Below are 17430 nucleotides of genomic sequence, written 5' to 3'. Positions count from 1 at the left end.
TAGCCGTGGGGGAGCCGTGGGGAGCAGCCGTACGGAGGCCGTGCGGCTCAGGCCGTGCGCGGCGCCGACCGGCGGGCGCTCCGCGGCGGGCGCACCAGCAGCGAGAGCAGGGCGGCCGCCACCCCCACCGACACGGCGAGGCTGATCAGGAACCGGTCCGAGCCGAGGACGGTGCGGGTGACGAGACCGCCGAGGACGGCGGCGACCGTTCCCGTGGCGAGCACCAGCGTCGCCGCGGGAAGAAGGCGCCGGGGGAGCATCCGGGTCGCGGCGTACGCGACGGACAGTCCGACGGCGGCGAACGCGAGCGCTTCCCACATCATCGTGCGGCCCCTCCCGGAGACTTCGGTCGCACGGGTCCTACCCCGCGGGCCCGCACAGCGAAACGGCGGGTCACCCCATTCGGGGGTGACCCGCCGTGCGTCGTCCCGGTGCGCGAGCGGCGAGGCTCTGACCTGCTCTGCCCTGCCCTAGAGCTGGGCGCCGAAGCCCACCCGGCGCGCCGCCTGCTCACCGATCTCCACGTAGGCCAGCCGTTCGGCCGGCACGAGCACGCGCTTTCCGTGCTCGTCGGTGAGGCTGAGCAGCTTGGCGGTGCCCGTGAGCGCCTCGGCGACGGCCTTCTCGACCTCCTCGGCCGTCTGCGCGCTCTCGATGATGATCTCGCGCGGCGCGTGCTGCACGCCGATCTTGACCTCCACGGCTTTTGTCCCTCCGAACGGTCTGCGGTGTGCGCGGTTGGAAATCGCGCCGTACGCAGGACACATTAGCCGCGCCCGGCACCGGGGCACCGGCCGACGGGCACGCCCAGAGCGAACAGCCGTCGTGCGGAGGGTCAGTGCTCGGCGCCGTGCAGCGGGAAGCCCGCGATGCCGCGCCAGGCCAGCGACGTCAGCAACTGCACCGCGGTCTCGCGGGGCATGGAGCTGCCGCTGGAGAGCCAGTAACGGGCCACGACCTGCGAGACGCCGCCGAGGCCGACGGCGAGCAGCATGGACTGCTCGGTGGTCAGCCCCGTGTCCTCGGCGATGACCTCGCTGATCGCCTCGGCGCACTGCAGCGCGACCTTGTCGACGCGCTCGCGGACGGCCGGCTCGTTGGTGAGGTCGGACTCGAAGACCAGGCGGAAGGCACCGCCCTCGTCCTCCACGTACGCGAAGTAGGCGTCCATGGTGGCCGCCACGCGCTGCTTGTTGTCGCTGGTGGAGGCCAGGGCGGTGCGCACCGCGTCCAGCAGGGCCTCGCAGTGCTGGTCCAGCAGGGCCAGGTAGAGCTCGAGCTTGCCGGGGAAGTGCTGGTAGAGCACGGGCTTGCTGACGCCCGCGCGCTCCGCGATGTCGTCCATCGCGGCGGCGTGGTAGCCCTGGGCGACGAACACCTCCTGGGCTGCGCCCAGCAGCTGGTTTCTCCGGGCCCGGCGCGGCAGGCGTGTGCCGCGAGGGCGCGCCTCAGTCTGCTCGATGGCTGTCACGCCGCCTCCCATGTGATGTCGTTCTGCGCTGCGGGTGCCATCGTACTTTTCGGTAGCGGGGGCATGCGCTGTGCGAACGCACATTCTCACCAAGTGGAACTCAGCGATAGTCGTCCTCGTCGAGTTCCACCACCCTGCGCTGCTCGGCCACGTCCGCCGGATCGGCGTCGTCGGGGCGTTCGGTGATCGGGACATCGCGGTGCTGCAGCAGTTCGAGGTGCTGTTCGGCGATGTCCGCCTCGGGCGCCTCGATGTCGGTCTCGGCATCCTCCAGGTCGTCGATGACGTCGTCGTCGAAGGTCTCGATGTCGTCGGACACGGGCACCTCCCGTCTGGTCGTGCGCTGCCGTCCCCCGCTGCTACCACTGTCCCCCTCTTTCCCCTTCTGCGAGCGTAGGAGACAGGGACGGGGTGTGCAGAGTGACGGATGGGGCGGAAAATCCCCACGACGCGTGTGAGTGCGAACACACGAGCGCACGCGTGATCACCTCGTAACATTGCCCCATGTCCTCGACGGAGTCGCCTGAAGCCGCGTTCGCCGCCGTGCCCGTACCGCCTTCGGGAGCCAGAGCCGGGGACGGGGAGACGGTGCGGACCGTGGCCTTGCCGGGCCGGACGCTGACCGTACGATCGCGGGCGGAGCAGGCCGAAGGGCTGCCGCCCGCGCTCTTCGTGCACGGCCTGGGCGGGTCGTCCTCCAACTGGTCGGCGCTGATGCGGCTGCTGGCGGACCGGGTGTCCTGCGAGGCCCTGGACCTGCCCGGTTTCGGGCACTCCCCGCCGCCGGACGACGGCAACTACTCGATCGGGGGGCACGCGCGCGCCGTCGTGCGCCTGCTGGAGGCTTCCGGGCGCGGGCCCGTGCACCTCTTCGGCAACTCGCTGGGGGGAGCCGTCGTCACCAAGGTCGCCGCGGCCCGGCCCGACCTGGTCCGCACCCTGACGCTGATCTCGCCCGCGCTGCCGGAGGTGCCGCCCCAGTACGGCGCCTGGCCGACCGCGTTCCTGGGGCTGCCGGGTGCGACCGCGCTGGTGGCCCGCGCCACCCGCGACTGGTCCGTGGAACGGCGGACCCGGCAGCTGCTGTGGCTCTGCTACGGCGACCCGTCGCAGGTCAGCGAGGAGTCCTTCGCCGAGCACGCCACGGAGTACGAGCGCCGGCTGGCGCTGCCGTACTTCTGGGACGCGCTGACCCGCTCGGCGCGCGGCATCGTGGACGCCTACACGCTGGGCGGCCAGCACAACCTGTGGCGGCAGGCCGAGCGGGTGCTCGCGCCGACACTGCTGGTGTACGGGGGCAAGGACAAGCTGGTGGCCCCCCGGATGGCGTACCGTGCCGCCCGGACGTTCCGTGACTCGCGGCTGCTGACGCTCCCCGACAGCGGGCACGTCGCGATGATGGAGCACCCCGATGCGGTGGAGCGGGCCTTCCGCGAACTGCTGGACGCCACGGACGCGCGGACGGATCACTGACTTCATGGGCAGGCACAGCGCACCGGGCGGCCGCGACGGCCGCCGCGACGACGTACCGGGCATAGCCGGCGGCAACTCGGGCACCGGCCGCCGCCGGCGTTCCGGCCCGGGGACGACGACCCCGCAGCGGCCGGGCGGACCGGGCCAGGTGCCCGGTGGTTCCGTGCCGGGCGGGCGGGACGGCTTCCGGCCCGGGGACGCCGGGCACGGTCACGAGGACGTCCCGGGCCACTCCCACCCCGAGCACCGCGAGCACTCGGCCTGGGGCCGGGCCGGTTCCTGGGCCCCGCCGCGCACGCCGCGCGGGACCCGGCCCGCGGAGCTGGCGGACACCGCGCTCGGCACGGAGTACCCGGAGGACGACGACCCCCTCGACGCGGACCTCTTCACCGCGCCCCGAATACCGGGCTTCCCGCGCCAGCGCCGGGCGCCCGGCACGGGAGCCCGTGGCGGCCCCGGTCCACGGCGGGACTTCGTCGCGGCCTTCGACGCACCCTCCGCCACCACGGGACCCGGGGCACCCGTGGAGGGTGCCGCGGAGGCAGGGGAGAGCGACGGACAACCCGAACGGCCCAAGAAGGGCGTCAGGACTCGCGCGCTCAGCGGCGCCGGCGCCGCGGCGGTCGTGACGGTGCTGGCCGTCGTCGTCGCGGGCCAGATGGCCGCCGGAGGTGAGAAGCGTCACTCGTCCGCCGCCGCGGCACCGGGCGGCAGCCGGGGCACCGACGACTCCGCGTCCCGCTCCCAGGGCCGGGCGACCCCCTCGACCTCACCGTCCGCGGTCACCGCCCCGCTCACCTACGACCAGGCGATGGTCCGGCGCTACCCGCTCGACCAGGACCTGAGCCTGGCGGGGAAGTTCCAGACCGTGGCCGGCCACGAGAAGGCCCCCGGCAAGGGCGAGCTGCTGCGCGTGCGGGTGGACGTCGAGAAGGGCCTGCCGCTGGACGGCCGGCTCTTCGCCGACGCGGTCTACAAGACGCTGAACGACAAGCGGAGTTGGGCGCACGCCGGGTCCCGCACCTTCGAGCGGGTCTCAACGGGCCCGGCCGACATCGTGATCACCCTGGCCAGTCCCGGTACCACGGCCACCTGGTGCGCGAAGTCCGGCCTGGACACGACGGTTGACAACGTGTCATGTGACGCGGCGTCGACTCCCCGGACGATGATCAACGCGTACCGCTGGGCGCAGGGGTCGGAGACCTACGGCCCGGACCGCATGCCCGCCTACCGCGAGATGCTGATCAACCACGAGGTCGGGCACCGGCTCGGCTACGACCATGTGCTCTGCCCCAAGCAGGGTGCCCTCGCCCCGGTGATGATGCAGCAGACGAAGTTCCTCTCCTACGGGGGCCTGACCTGCAAGCCCAACGCCTGGCCCTACCCCCGGGGCTAGCTTTTTGACATCGGGCGATTAATCGTTCAATGTTTTCGGCATGCCGCACAGCCCCGCCACAGACGCCGACGCCAGCATCGAGCTGGCGCTCATCGGCGTGGCCGGGCACAGCGTGGCCGACATCCTGTGTCGGCGCACCACGGTGCCGGGCGCGTAAAGGGCACGTTCTTCCCTCCCGCCCCGGACCTTCCCGCCCGTGGGCACAGTGCTCGACATTCGATCGATCCTTCACGGCCTCCTCATGAGGCCGTCGCCGCTGCCTGCGGGCCTTCCCCAGCCCCGCCCTCTCCACCTCGCAGCCGCGAAAGGGATCTTCGATGTCTCACCTGTCCGTCACACCTCGCCGCCTCGCAGCGGCAGCCGTCGTCCTGGCGATCACCGGCGGCGCCGCCGCCTGCGGCCCGGAGGACAGCGGGGCCAAGGCGGCCGACGGCAAGCCGGCCAAGGGCGGCACGCTCTACGTCCTCAACCAGTCCCCGCAGGAGGACTTCGACCCGGCGCGGCTCTACACCTCCGGCGGCGGCAACGTCCCCGGCCTGGTCTTCCGCACGCTGACCACCCGCAACCGCGAGAACGGCGCGGACGGCGCGAAGGTCGTCCCCGACCTGGCCACCGACACCGGCACGCCCAACCAGGACGCCACCGTCTGGACGTACCACCTCAAGGACGGCCTGAAGTACGAGGACGGCAGCGCGATCACCACCGCCGACGTCAAGTACGGCATCGAGCGCTCCTTCGCCGCCGAGCTGTCCGGCGGCGCCCCCTACCTGCGCGACTGGCTGGTCGGCGGCAAGGAGTACCAGGGCCCGTACAAGGACAAGGGCGGCCTGGCCTCCATCGAGACCCCGGACGCGAAGACCATCGTCTTCCACCTGAACAAGCCCGAGGGCGACTTCCCGTTCCTGGCCACCCAGACCTCCTTCGCCCCCGTGCCGAAGGCCAAGGACACCGGCACCAAGTACGAGAACCACCCGTTCTCCTCCGGCCCGTACAAGGTCGTCGGCAACGAGAACGACGGCGAGCACCTCGTCCTGGAGCGCAACACCCACTGGGACCCGAAGACCGACGAGGAGCGCAAGGCCTACCCGGACCGCATCGACGTCCGCTCCGGCCTCGACGCCGCCGTGATCAACCAGCGGCTGTCCTCCGGCTCGGGCAAGGACGCCGCCGCCGTCACCACCGACACCAACCTCACCGCCGCCGAACTCGCCAAGATCACCGGCGACAAGGAGCTCGCGGGCCGCGTCGGCACCGGGCACTTCGGCTACACCGACTACGTCTCCTTCAACCCGAAGGTGAAGCCGTTCGACGACCCCAAGGTGCGCCAGGCGATCTCCTACGCGGTCGACCGCAGCACCGTCGTCAACGCCCTCGGCGGCTCCTCGCTCGCCGAGCCGGCCACCACCTTCCTGCCCGCGCAGGAGTCCTTCGGCTACACCCCGTACGACGCGTTCCCGGCCGGCAAGAGCGGTGACGCCGCCAAGGCCAAGGAGCTGCTGAAGGAGGCCGGTTACCCGAACGGCCTGACCGTCACGCTGACCCACGACAGCAGCGGCGGCGACGAGCAGGGCCCGGAGGTCGCCACCGCGCTGCAGGACGCCCTGAAGAAGGCCGGCATCACCGTCAAGCTGGAGGGCCTGGAGTCCAGCGCCTACAGCGAGAAGATCCACGGCCTCAAGACCGAGCCGGGCTTCTTCCTCGCCGGCTGGGGCGCCGACTGGCCGTCCGGCGGCCCCTTCCTGGCCCCGATCTTCGACGGCCGGCAGATCGTCAAGGACGGCTACAACTTCAACAACGCCCAGCTCGACGACCCTGCCGTGAACCAGGAGATCGACGAGATCAACAAGCTCACCGACCTCAAGGCCGCCGCCGTGCGCTGGGGCGCCCTCGACAAGAAGATCGGCGAGCAGGCGCTGACCGTGCCGCTGGTCCACCCGGTCTACAAGCGCCTGTACGGCAAGGACGTCAAGAACGTCGTCATCAGCGACTGGACCGGCGTCCTCGACGTCTCGCAGGTCGCGGTCAAGTGACCACGACCGACGTGCTCGCCGCGCCCGGCGCGGCCTCGGACACCCCCGAGGCCGCGCCGGGCGCCCGGCAGCTCTGGCGGCGGCTGCGCGCCCAGCGCGCCGCCCTCGCCGGGGTCGCCGTGATCGCCCTGCTCGTCCTGGTGGCCCTCGCCGCCCCGCTGCTCGCCGCCCTGGAGGGGCAGGACCCGGACGCGTACCACGCCTCCGCCGTCGACTCCGCCCTCGGCGGCGTGCCGACCGGCTCCTTCGGCGGCGTCAGCGCCGACCACTGGCTCGGCGTCGAACCCGGCACCGGACGCGACCTGTTCGCCCGGCTCGTGTACGGCGCGCGGATCTCGCTCGGCATCGGCCTCGCCGCCACCGTCGTGCAGGTCGTCCTCGGGGTCGCGGTCGGCCTCGCCGCCGGTCTCGGCAACCGCTTCCTGGACAACCTGCTCAGCCGGACCACCGACGTCATGCTGGCGCTGCCCACCCTGGTCTTCTCCATCGCCCTGCTGGCGATCGTCCCCGCCGGCTTCCCGCGTCCGGTGCTGCTGGTCCTCGTCCTCGGCCTGCTCGGCTGGGGCGGCACCTCCCGCATCGTCCGGGCCCAGACCCTGAGCCTGAAGTCCCTCGACTACGTGGCCGCCGCCCGGCTCGGCGGCGCCGGCCGGTGGCGGATCGCGCGCCGCGAACTGCTGCCGTCGCTGGCCGCGCCCGTGGTGACCTACAGCGCGCTGCTGGTGCCCTCCAACATCGCGTCGGAGGCGGGACTGTCCTTCCTCGGCATCGGCGTCAAGCCGCCCACGCCCTCCTGGGGACAGATGCTCTCCTCCGCGACCACCTGGTACCAGGCCGATCCGACGTACGTGCTGCTGCCCGCCGGCCTGATCTTCGTCACCGTCCTCGCCTTCACCGCCCTCGGCGACGGCGTGCGCACCGCCCTGGACCCGCGCGCCGGCAGCCGCCTGCGGTCCCTGGCCCGCAGGCGCAAGGAGGCGCGGTCATGATCCTCCTCACCCGTTTCGCGCTGCGCCGGCTGCTGGCGGCCCTGCTGGTCCTGCTCGTGCTGAGCATCGCGGTCTACGCCCTCTTCTACGTCCTGCCCGGCGACCCGGCACGGCTGGCCTGCGGGCCGAAGTGCTCCGCCGACCAGGTCGCCCAGGTCCGCACCCAGCTGGGCCTGGACGACCCTGCCTACGCGCAGTACGCCCACTTCCTGCACGGCCTGTTCGCCGGCACCGACATCAGCACCGGTGTCGGCACCGAGCACTGCGGCGCACCGTGCCTGGGCTTCTCGTACCAGAGCGGCGAGCAGGTGACCTCCCTGCTCGCCCAGCGGCTGCCGGCCACCGCCTCGCTCTCGCTGGGCGCGATGGTGCTGTGGCTGGTCATCGGCGTCGGCACCGGGGTGCTCTCGGCGCTGCGACACGGCGGGCTCACCGAACGGCTGCTGACCGGGCTCACCCTCGCCGGCAACGCCGTGCCCGTCTTCATCATCGGCATCCTGCTGATGCTGCTGTTCGTCTCGGTGCTGGGCTGGCTGCCCTTCCCGTCCTACGTCCCGCTGACCGAGGACCCCGAGCAGTGGGCGTGGAACCTGGTGCTGCCCTGGCTCTCCCTGGCCATCCTGGAGAGCGCCAAGTACGCCCGGCTGACCCGCAGTTCCATGCTGGACACGCTCGCCGAGGACCATGTGCGCACCTTCCGCGCCTACGGCGTCCGCGAGCGTTCCGTCATCGGACGGCACGCCCTGCGCGGCGCCCTGCCGCCGGTCATCGCACTGACCGCGCTGGACCTGGGGACGATGTTCGGCGGCGCGGTGCTCACCGAGTCGCTCTTCGGCATCCCCGGGCTCGGCAAGAGCCTGGTGGACTCGGTGAAGACCGAGGACCTGCCGGTCGTGGTCGGACTGGTACTGGTCACCGGCTTCTTCGTGGTCCTCGCCAACGCCCTCGCGGACGTCCTGTACGCGGTGGCCGACCGACGGGTGGTGCTGGCATGACGTCACGGCTGATCGAGGTCGAGGACCTCACGGTCGACTTCCCCACCGGCACGGGCACCGTCCGGGCCGTGGACGGGCTCTCCTTCTCCCTGGAGCAGGGCGGCGCCCTCGGCGTCGTCGGCGAGTCCGGCAGCGGCAAGAGCGCCACCGCCTTCACCCTGCTGGGACTGCACCGCGGCAGCGGTGCGCGGATCGGCGGCTCGGTGCGGGTGGCCGGCGTCGACGTCCTGACCGCGGGAGAGAAGGAACTGCGCGGGCTGCGCGGCGGGCTCGCGGCGATGGTCTTCCAGGACCCGCTGTCCTCGCTCGACCCGTACTTCGCGATCGGCGACCAGATCGCCGAGGTGTACCGGGTCCACCACCCCAAGGCCTCCCGGCGGGCGGCCCGCGCGCGGGCGGTCGAGGTGCTCGACCGGGTCGGCATCGCCGACGCACCGAGGCGGGCCCGCTTCCGGCCGCACGAGTTCAGCGGCGGCATGCGCCAGCGGGCGCTCATCGCCATGGCGCTCGCGTGCGAGCCGCGGCTGCTCGTCGCGGACGAACCGACGACGGCCCTCGACGTCACCGTGCAGGCGCAGATCCTCGACCTGCTCGGCGAACTGCGGCAGGAGACCGGCATGGGGCTGCTGCTGGTCACCCACGACCTGGGCGTGGTGGCCGGGAGCGTCGACGAGGTCCTGGTGATGAAGGACGGCCGTGCCGTGGAGCGCGGGCCGGTCGGCACCGTGCTGGGCGCACCGCAGCAGCCGTACACGCGGGACCTGGTGGCCGCGGTCCCGCGGGTGGAGACGGCGAAGCCGCGCGGCGCGGCCGTGGGCGAGGTCCTCCTCGAAGCCATCGGCGTGCGGCGGGAGTTCGGCAGGCGCGGCTCCCGGGTCGCGGCGGTCGACGGCGTCTCGCTGACCGTGCGCGCGGGCGAGACGCTCGGCGTCGTCGGGGAGAGCGGCAGCGGCAAGACCACGCTCGGGCGGATGCTCGTGGGGCTCCTGGAGCCCACGGGCGGCGAGCTGCGGCGCCCGGGTGTGCGTCCCGGCCCGGGCACGCCGGGACTGCAGATGGTGTTCCAGGACCCGGTGTCCTCGCTCAACCCGCGGCGCAGCATCGGCGAGTCCATCGCGGACCCGCTGCGGACGGCCGGCGTGCTCGACGACGCCGCGGTCGTCGCCCGCGTGCGGGAACTGCTGGAACGGGTCGGGCTCGACCCCGACTGGTACCACCGCTATCCGCACGAGTTCAGCGGCGGTCAGCGGCAGCGCGTCGGCATCGCCCGGGCGCTGGCGCCCGAGCCCCGGCTGATCGTCTGCGACGAGCCGGTGTCGGCGCTCGACGTCACGACGCAGGCGCAGGTCATCCGGCTGCTGGGCGAGTTGCAGCGCGAGCTGGGACTCGCACTGGTCTTCATCGCCCACGACCTGGCCGTGGTGCGCCAGGTCAGCGACAACGTCGCGGTCATGCGGGCGGGCCGGGTCGTGGAGTACGGGCCCGCCGGGCGGGTCTACGAGGCGCCGGAGCACGAGTACACCAAGGGGCTGCTGGCGGCGGTCCCGGTGCTCGACCCGCAGGAGTCCGCCGCGCGGCGCGCCGCCCGGCGCCACGCACTGGCGGCCACCGCCTGACGCGCCGGGGTGCGCCCGGCCCGGTCGGACGGGCGCGCCCCGCCCCGCCGTGCCGCGCGGCGGTCAGGCGGGGTCCTCGCGCCCGGGCCACAGCTCCACGTCATGGGCGGCCACGGCCGCACGGACGCGCTCCAGTACCACGTGCGCGGGCAGCGGCGGAAGGCGGCGGCCGTCGCGGAGCCGCAGGGCGACGTGCGCGTCCGCGGCCTCCTTCGGGCCGATGACGGCCTGGTAGGGGACGAGGCGGGCCTCCCGGACGCGCGCCCCGAGGGTGCCGCGGTCCGGTGCGCGCAGGTCCGCGCGCAGGCCCAGGCCGAGGCACCGACCTACCAGCGCCTCGGCCTCGGGCAGCTCCGCCTCCGACACCGGCAGGACGACCACCTGGGTGGGCGCGAGCCACGGGGGGAACGCTCCGCCGTGCTGCTCGACCAGGTGCGCCACGGCCCGCTCCACGCTGCCGACGACGCTGCGGTGCACCATGACCGGACGGTGCTTCGCGCCGTCCGCGCCGATGTAGTGCAGCCCGAACTGCCGGGGCTGGTGGAAGTCGATCTGCACGGTGGACAAGGTGGCCTCGCGGCCCGCGCCGTCGGCGACCTGGACGTCGATCTTGGGGCCGTAGAACGCGGCCTCGCCCTCCGCCGCCTCGTAGGGCAGCCCCGAGCGGTCCAGGACCTCGGTCAGCAGGGCGGTGGAGCGTTCCCACAGCTCGGGCTCGGCGACGTACTTGCCGCCGGGCCCGGGGAGGGAGAGCCGGTGACGGGCAGGGGTGATGCCCAGGGCGCGGTACGCCCGGCCGATCATCCCCAGGGCGGCGGCGGCCTCGTCGGCGACCTGGTCGAGGGTGCAGAAGATGTGCGCGTCGTTGAGCTGGATGGCCCGTACGCGGGTGAGCCCGCCGAGCACGCCGGACAGCTCGGAGCGGTACATGCCGCCCAGCTCGGCCATGCGCAGCGGCAGTTCGCGGTGGCTGCGCGGGCGCGAGCGGTAGATCAGCGCGTGGTGGGGACACAGGCTCGGCCGCAGCACGACCTGCTCGCCGCCGAGGTCCATCGGCGGGAACATGTCGTCGCTGTAGTGCGCCCAGTGCCCGGAGATCTCGTACAGCTCGCGTTTGCCGAGCACGGGTGAGTACACGTGGCGGTAGCCCGCCCGGCGTTCGGCCTCGCGGACGTACTCCTCCAGGGCGTGCCGGACGGCGGCGCCGTCCGGCAGCCAGTAGGGCAGTCCCGCGCCGATCAGCGGGTCGGTGTCGAACAGGCCGAGCTCGCGGCCGAGTCTGCGGTGGTCGTGCACGGCGGTCTCCTCGCGGACGGCGGGCGAATGACCGCAAGCGGAAGCCCCGGGCACTCGCCCGGGGCTTCCTCATGACAGGGGTCAGCGCGCCGGGACACTCTCCGGCGTCGTCGTGATGGCAGCGCGCTTCATACCGGTGACGATAACAGCCACGGCCGGCGCCCGCGCGGGATTCGCACCGCGCCCCGCCCGCCCGGGGACCACCCGGTGAACGTCTACCCGGTCACAACGCACAACGCTGGGGAAAGTTACGTCTCTTCACCCCTTTCGGTGGCACGGCGGACAACCGTCCGTCGTGCCCCCACTTCGCCGGAATACGGTCATCGCGCCCGAACGGACCGGTGCGGAGAGGGGGCAGACGTGCGTATCGCATTACTCGCGGAGGGTGGTTATCCGTACGCCCGGGGTGAGGGGGGCGCCTGGGTCGACCGGCTCGTGCGCGGGCTCCCCGGGCACGAGTTCGCGGTGTACGCGCTCGGCAGGAACGAACGGGCCGGGACGGCGGGGCTGCCGGCGCTGCCGCCGCAGGTGCGGGACGTGCGCGTGCTGCCGCTGTGGGGGCCGGCGCCGGGGCCCGGGGGCGTGCCGGGCAAGGCGCGCCGGCGGCGGGCGCAGGCGCTGGAGCAGTACCGCGACCTCGTCGGCGTGCTGGCGGGCGACGCCGGGGCCAATGGCGTGGCGGACCGTTTCGCCTCCGCGCTCTACGGCCTCGCCGAACTCGCCCGCGAGGACGGTGGCGTCCCGGCGCTGCTGCGCTCCGAGCACGCGGTGCGCGTGCTGGAGGAGGTCTGCCGGGCGCCCGGCGCGCGACCCCTCGTCGGGGAGGCGGGGGTGGGCGATCTCCTGCTCGCGGCCGACCAGTTGGAGCGCGCGCTGCGGCCGCTGGCCGCGCCCTGGTACGACGAGTTCGGCGACGCGCTGGCCACCGCCGACCTCTGCCACGCCGTGACCGGCGGCACCGCCCTGCTGCCCGCTCTCCTGGCCAAACGGTTCTTCGGCACGCCGCTGCTGGTGACCGAGTACGGCGTGCGGCTGCGCGAGACCCTGCTGCTGCACCGCGCCGCGGGACTGTCCGCCCCGGTACGCGCCCTGCTCGCCGCCTTCCACCGCCACCTCGCGGGCGAGGCGTACCGCCGGGCCGCCCTGGTCACCCCCGGCAACGCCCACGCGCGCCGCTGGCAGGAGCACTGCGGCGCCGAGCGGGACCGCGTGCGTACGGTCTACCCCGGCTACCACGGGCCCGTACCCGAGCCCCCGGCCGACGCCGAGGGCGGCGAGCCGGCGCTGGTGTGGGTCGGCCGGGTCGACCCCGGCAAGGACCTGGTCGGGCTGCTGCACGCCTTCGGGGAGGTGCGCAAGGAGGAACCCGGAGCGCGGCTGCGCGTCGTCCGCGCCGGCGAGGGCGACCCCGCGTACCTGGAGCAGTGCCGCTCCCTGGCGGCGCAGCTCTTCCCCGACGAGGCGGCCGACGCCGTCACCGCGGGCGAGAACCCGGTCTCCTTCGAGGAGCTCGGCTCGCCGGGCGCCCCGGCGCTCCCCGACGCCTACGCGGCCGGGGACGTGGTCGTCCTCTCCAGCGTCGTCGAGGGCTTCCCGGTCACCCTGGTCGAGGCCATGTTCTGCGGCCGGGCCACCGTCTCCACGGACGTCGGCGCCGTACGGGAGGTCATCGGCGGGACCGGCCTGGTCGTGCCCCCGCGCAACCCGAAAGCGCTCGCCGAGGCCTGCGTCGCCTTGCTGCGCGACCCCGAGCGCCGGCAGCGGCTGGGCGCCGCCGCACGCGAACGCGCCCTGGAGCTCTTCACCGTCGAGCGGAACCTGGCCGCGTTCCGGGAGATCTACCTCGACCTGGTCGCCCACGCGCCCGGCCGTCAGGCCCCGCTGCGCGACCCGGACGGCACCCCCGTCCCCTTCGGCAGGCCCGCCGAATCCCGTGTCCCCGGCCACTGGACGGCCACACCGGCCTGGGCGCTCGCCGCCCGTGAGCCGGCGTACGCCGGAGCCGAGAGGCGGGAACGCGCATGAGCCACGTGCAGGAGACCGAAGCCGGCGCCCGCAGGGGCGGCCCCCGCAAACGCGGCCCCGCCGACCCCGTCCGCGCCCTGATGCACCGTCACCGGCAGCTGTGCGCCGAGGCGGTGGACCCGCTGGAGATCGTGGCCGGACTGGAGGCGCAGGGCGTCACCGACCGCGTCGCGGCGGGCTTCCGGCACCGCGACGTCTTCTCCCTCGCCGAGGAGCTCTACGCCCGGGTGCCCCGCGCCACCGCCCCGCCTGCCGCGGGCCGGCCGGCGGACCGCCCCGCCCTGCTGCTCACCCTCGCCCCGGGCGCCGTCTGTGCCGCCGCCGGCGCGGCGCTGCGCTGGCTGCCGCCGGTCACGGTGGTCGCGGTGGCCGTGCCGCTGCTCCTGCTCGTGCTCCTCGCCGCCCTGCGCCGCGGACCGCTGAGGGCGCCGTACGGCACGGGTCCGGCCGGTGCGGTGTGGAGCTGCTGGCTGGTGGGGTTCGGGCTGTACGGGCCGCGCGCCGTCGACGGCTTCGCCGGGGGCGTGCTGCCCGCCGCGGACGCCGCCGAGCTGACCGCGCTCGCGCTCTCCCTCGCGCCGGCCGCCTGGTGCGCCCACCGCTTCGCGGTGCGCTCCCGCGGGCACCTGCTGCGCAGCCGCAGCCTGGAGGAGTTCGGTGGTGCCGTGCGGCCGTTGCTGGCGGGCACGCTCGCGCTCTTCCTCGCCTTGGTGCTCGCGCTGCTGTGCGCCGCCCGGGCCGTGGCGGGCGCCCCGCTCACCCCCGCCGCGCTCGCCGGGCCCGCGGCGCTCGCTCTGCTGCTGTTCACCGCCCGTCTGCTCGCGGTGCACGGCCACCCCGACCCGGCGGCCATCGGCACCGGGCTCGCCTGCGCCACCGAGGCCGTGGCCCTGGCCGCGGCCCTGCTGAACCGGTTCCCCCTCCCGCCGGCCGCCGTCCCCGCGCTGGCCTGCGCGGCCGCCGCCCTGGCGCTGGCGGCCCACGCCCTGACCACCCTCTCGCGTGCGTCGGCGCACACGGCCGCGGCGGCGCCGCGATGAGCGGCCGGCGGCCGGGGCGGCCCGGCACACCCCGCAGTTCCGTAGAAGAAGCCAAGGAGCCATTCACGATGACCCACCCGCACCCCCGACCACGGCGAGCGCAGCGGAGGCGCTCGCTATGAGAGTCCTCCTCCTGGGCGCCAACGGATTCGTCGGCCGTCACGTGGCCGAACGGCTGCTGGCCGACCCCGCCGTGCAGCTGACCGCCCTCGGCCGCAGCGACGACGCGGACGTGCGCTTCGACCTGTCGTCCGGCAGTCCCGGCGCGCTGGCGCGCTTCATGGACGCCGTCCACCCCGGGGTCGTCGTCAACTGCGCGGGCGCCACCCGCGGCGGGGCGCGCGAACTCACACGGCACAACACGATCGCGGTCGCCTCCGTGTGCGAGGCGATGCGCCGCAGCGCCACCTCCGCCCGGCTGGTCCAGGTGGGCTGTGCCGCGGAGTACGGGCCCTCGCCCACCGGTTCCTCGACGGCCGAGGACGCCGTGCCCCGGCCGGGCGGTCCGTACGGGGTCAGCAAGCTCGCCGCGACGGAACTGGTGCTCGGCTCCGGGCTCGACGCCGTCGTGCTGCGGGTCTTCACCCCGGTCGGGCCGGGGACGCCCACCGCCTCGCCGATCGGGCGGCTCGCGGAGGCGATGCGCCGGGCCATGCAGACCGGCGACGGCGAGCTGAAGCTGACCGGACTCGGCGTGCAGCGGGACTTCGTGGACGTGCGCGACGTGGCCCGCGCCGTGCACGCGGCCTCGCTCTCCGCCGCCCAGGGCCTGGTCAACATCGGCACGGGCCACGCCGTACCGCTGCGCGAGGTGGCCGCGGCCCTGGCCAACGCCGCGGGCTACGCGGGCGCCCTCCACGAGGTCGAGGACCCGCACCTGATGGCGAACGGCACCGGCCACCCCCACTACCCGGACGGCTGCGGCGCCTGGCAGCAGGCCGACATCCGCACCGCCCGCGACCGCCTCGGCTGGCGCCCGCGCATTGCCCTCGAGGAATCCCTCGCCGACGTCTGGATGGAGGCGGCATGCCGCGTGTGACACCGAGCGGCCTGCGCAGGCCGATCGACCGTTGCGACGGACTGGGCTTCGGGGTCCCCGCGTACGCGCACCCGCTGGTCGCCCCGGGCGAATGGGCCGAACTGGCCCGCCCCGAGGCGCCGATGCACTGGGTGGTGCTCAACGTGGCGCGGGGCCCCGGCGCCCGGATCGACCCGCTCTACACGCAGGCGTGCGCCCGGCTGCGCGACGCGGCCGTGCCGGTGCTCGGGTACCTGGACACCCGGCACGGGGCGCGTCCCTTCGGCCAACTGGTCGCCGACGCGCACCGCTTCCTCGACTGGTACCGGGTCGACGGCTTCTACCTCGACCGTGCCCCGACCACGAGTTCGGAGCTGTCCGACTGCCGCCGGGTGATCACCACCCTGCGCGCGCTGCTGACGGTGGAGGGCGGCAGCACCGGGCATGTGGTGCTCGGTCACGGCTGCCATCCGTACGAGGGCTACGCCGAAGCCGCCGACCAACTGGTGACCTTCGCCGGGCCGTGGATGCAGTACCGCTGGTCGGAGGCCCCGGAGTGGACGGCCGCGTACCCGCCGGAGCGTTTCTGCCACCTGGTGCACGGCGTCCCGGCCCCGCACCTGGAGAACGCCATGCGGATCGCCCGCTGGCAGGGCGCGGCGACGGTCTACTTCACCGACCGCACCGATCACGCGGCCTGGGACGGCCTGCCGGGCTACTGGGACGAGGCCTCGCGCATGCTCCGCCGCCAGCCGCCGCCCAGCATGTGACCCACATCAGTCTCGCCCCTCGGGACGGCGGTCTCGGAATGAAGAAGGGCGTGGCAGTGTTACGGGAATAACCACCGTAGTGATCGATCGACAAACGGAGTCCCCGTGTCGCTGCCACCCCTGGTCGAGCCGGCCGCCGAGCTCACCGTCGACGAGGTCCGCAGGTACTCCCGCCACCTGATCATCCCCGACGTGGGGATGGACGGGCAGAAGCGGCTGAAGAACGCCAAGGTGCTCTGTGTGGGCGCCGGCGGTCTCGGTTCGCCCGCCCTGATGTACCTGGCCGCCGCCGGGGTGGGCACGCTCGGCATCGTGGAGTTCGACGAGGTCGACGAGTCCAACCTGCAGCGCCAGATCATCCACAGCCAGGCGGACATCGGCCGCTCCAAGGCGGAGTCCGCCCGCGACAGCGTCAAGGGCATCAACCCCTACGTCAACGTGGTCCTTCACGAGGAGCGGCTCGAGGCCGACAACGTGATGGACATCTTCAGCCAGTACGACCTGATCGTCGACGGCACGGACAACTTCGCGACCCGCTACCTGGTCAACGACGCGTGCGTGCTGCTGAACAAGCCGTACGTCTGGGGCTCCATCTACCGCTTCGACGGCCAGGCGTCGGTCTTCTGGTCCGAGCACGGCCCCTGCTACCGCTGCCTGTACCCCGAGCCCCCGCCGCCGGGCATGGTGCCCTCCTGCGCCGAGGGCGGTGTCCTGGGCGTGCTGTGCGCGTCCATCGGCTCCATCCAGGTCACCGAGGCCATCAAGGTCCTCACCGGCACCGGCGAGCCGCTCGTCGGCCGCCTGATGATCTACGACGCCCTGGAGATGCAGTACCGCCAGGTCAAGGTCCGCAAGGACCCGGACTGCGCGGTCTGCGGCGAGAACCCGACCGTCACCGAGCTCATCGACTACGAGGCCTTCTGCGGCGTCGTCTCCGAGGAGGCGCAGGAGGCGGCGATGGGGTCGACGATCACTCCCAAGCAGCTCAAGGAGTGGATCGACGACGGTGAGAACATCGACATCATCGACGTCCGCGAGCCCAACGAGTACGAGATCGTCTCGATCCCGGGTGCGCGTCTGATCCCCAAGAACGAGTTCCTCATGGGCAACGCCCTCCAGGACCTCCCCCAGGACAAGAAGATCGTCCTGCACTGCAAGACCGGCGTCCGCTCCGCCGAGGTCCTCGCCGTCCTGAAGTCCGCGGGCTTCTCCGACGCGGTCCACGTCGGCGGCGGCGTCATCGGCTGGGTCAACACGATCGAGCCCGACAAGCCGGTGTACTGACCGACAGGTGAGGCGAAGGCCCGCGGC

At 73.6% G+C, this 17430-nt stretch carries 17 protein-coding genes; 12 read left to right on the top strand and 5 right to left on the bottom strand.

The window, feature by feature from the left end; translation table 11 throughout:
• Positions 1 to 47: 47 nt before the first annotated feature.
• The 4 genes from ABZ312_RS13980 to ABZ312_RS13965 form a co-directional block, all read right to left on the bottom strand.
• Positions 48 to 323, bottom strand: a complete 276-nt coding sequence (locus ABZ312_RS13980; RefSeq protein WP_500327971.1) for a hypothetical protein — start codon at positions 321 to 323, stop codon at positions 48 to 50.
• Between the two features lie 147 nt (positions 324 to 470).
• Positions 471 to 701: a DUF3107 domain-containing protein gene (locus ABZ312_RS13975; RefSeq protein ID WP_499513806.1), complete on the bottom strand. Its 231-nt coding sequence runs from the start codon at positions 699 to 701 to the stop codon at positions 471 to 473.
• A gap of 134 nt (positions 702 to 835) precedes the next feature.
• The gene (locus ABZ312_RS13970; protein WP_499513807.1) at positions 836 to 1471 is read right to left on the bottom strand and encodes a TetR/AcrR family transcriptional regulator; all 636 of its coding nucleotides are present in this window, start codon (positions 1469 to 1471) and stop codon (positions 836 to 838) included.
• Between the two features lie 100 nt (positions 1472 to 1571).
• Positions 1572 to 1790, bottom strand: a complete 219-nt coding sequence (locus ABZ312_RS13965) for a hypothetical protein (RefSeq protein ID WP_499513808.1) — start codon at positions 1788 to 1790, stop codon at positions 1572 to 1574.
• A gap of 185 nt (positions 1791 to 1975) precedes the next feature.
• On the opposite strand from ABZ312_RS13965, the gene ABZ312_RS13960 reads away from it, so the two are divergent.
• The 7 genes from ABZ312_RS13960 (at position 1976) to ABZ312_RS13930 (ending at position 9970) form a co-directional block, all read left to right on the top strand.
• Positions 1976 to 2944, top strand: coding sequence for an alpha/beta fold hydrolase (locus tag ABZ312_RS13960; RefSeq protein WP_500327969.1), 969 nt, complete (start codon positions 1976 to 1978; stop codon positions 2942 to 2944).
• 4 nt (positions 2945 to 2948) lie between these two features.
• Positions 2949 to 4340 carry a DUF3152 domain-containing protein gene (locus tag ABZ312_RS13955; protein WP_500437712.1) on the top strand — a complete coding sequence of 464 codons (1392 nt, stop codon included), beginning with the start codon at positions 2949 to 2951 and terminating at the stop codon, positions 4338 to 4340.
• Positions 4341 to 4380: 40 nt separating this feature from the next.
• A complete protein-coding gene (locus ABZ312_RS13950; RefSeq protein ID WP_500327966.1) occupies positions 4381 to 4497 on the top strand; it encodes an Ms4533A family Cys-rich leader peptide in 117 nt (38 codons plus the stop codon).
• Positions 4498 to 4657: 160 nt separating this feature from the next.
• A complete protein-coding gene (locus ABZ312_RS13945; RefSeq protein ID WP_500437710.1) occupies positions 4658 to 6370 on the top strand; it encodes an ABC transporter substrate-binding protein in 1713 nt (570 codons plus the stop codon).
• Entirely contained in the window at positions 6367 to 7359 is a 993-nt protein-coding gene (locus ABZ312_RS13940) for an ABC transporter permease (protein WP_500437708.1), read from the top strand. Before ABZ312_RS13945 ends, ABZ312_RS13940 begins: the two co-directional genes overlap by 4 nt.
• Complete coding sequence (locus ABZ312_RS13935) at positions 7356 to 8354, top strand: ABC transporter permease (RefSeq protein ID WP_500327963.1); 999 nt, start codon at positions 7356 to 7358, stop codon at positions 8352 to 8354. Before ABZ312_RS13940 ends, ABZ312_RS13935 begins: the two co-directional genes overlap by 4 nt.
• Positions 8351 to 9970, top strand: coding sequence for a dipeptide ABC transporter ATP-binding protein (locus tag ABZ312_RS13930; RefSeq protein ID WP_500437706.1), 1620 nt, complete (start codon positions 8351 to 8353; stop codon positions 9968 to 9970). Before ABZ312_RS13935 ends, ABZ312_RS13930 begins: the two co-directional genes overlap by 4 nt.
• Before the next feature lie 63 nt (positions 9971 to 10033).
• Here ABZ312_RS13930 and thrS read toward each other — a convergent pair whose 3' ends face one another.
• A complete protein-coding gene (gene thrS, locus ABZ312_RS13925) occupies positions 10034 to 11320 on the bottom strand; it encodes a threonine--tRNA ligase (RefSeq protein ID WP_500327961.1) in 1287 nt (428 codons plus the stop codon).
• Between the two features lie 306 nt (positions 11321 to 11626).
• Here thrS and pelF point away from each other — a divergent pair, with 306 nt between their 5' ends.
• The 5 genes from pelF to moeZ all read left to right on the top strand — a co-directional run bounded on the left by pelF (position 11627) and on the right by moeZ (position 17403).
• Complete coding sequence (gene pelF, locus ABZ312_RS13920) at positions 11627 to 13291, top strand: GT4 family glycosyltransferase PelF (RefSeq protein ID WP_500327960.1); 1665 nt, start codon at positions 11627 to 11629, stop codon at positions 13289 to 13291.
• Positions 13288 to 14331: a hypothetical protein gene (locus ABZ312_RS13915; protein ID WP_500327958.1), complete on the top strand. Its 1044-nt coding sequence runs from the start codon at positions 13288 to 13290 to the stop codon at positions 14329 to 14331. Before pelF ends, ABZ312_RS13915 begins: the two co-directional genes overlap by 4 nt.
• Before the next feature lie 118 nt (positions 14332 to 14449).
• Entirely contained in the window at positions 14450 to 15370 is a 921-nt protein-coding gene (locus ABZ312_RS13910) for an NAD-dependent epimerase/dehydratase family protein (protein WP_500357371.1), read from the top strand.
• Complete coding sequence (locus tag ABZ312_RS13905; RefSeq protein WP_500327956.1) at positions 15358 to 16119, top strand: spherulation-specific family 4 protein; 762 nt, start codon at positions 15358 to 15360, stop codon at positions 16117 to 16119. The genes ABZ312_RS13910 and ABZ312_RS13905 overlap by 13 nt, the downstream gene beginning before the upstream one ends.
• A gap of 105 nt (positions 16120 to 16224) precedes the next feature.
• Positions 16225 to 17403, top strand: coding sequence for an adenylyltransferase/sulfurtransferase MoeZ (gene moeZ, locus ABZ312_RS13900; RefSeq protein ID WP_499513820.1), 1179 nt, complete (start codon positions 16225 to 16227; stop codon positions 17401 to 17403).
• Positions 17404 to 17430: the final 27 nt, after the last annotated feature.

This window comes from Streptomyces sp. NPDC006207, assembly GCF_040613835.1.
Lineage (GTDB): Bacteria > Actinomycetota > Actinomycetes > Streptomycetales > Streptomycetaceae > Actinacidiphila.
This window is presented reverse-complemented; position numbering and strand designations above follow the sequence as displayed.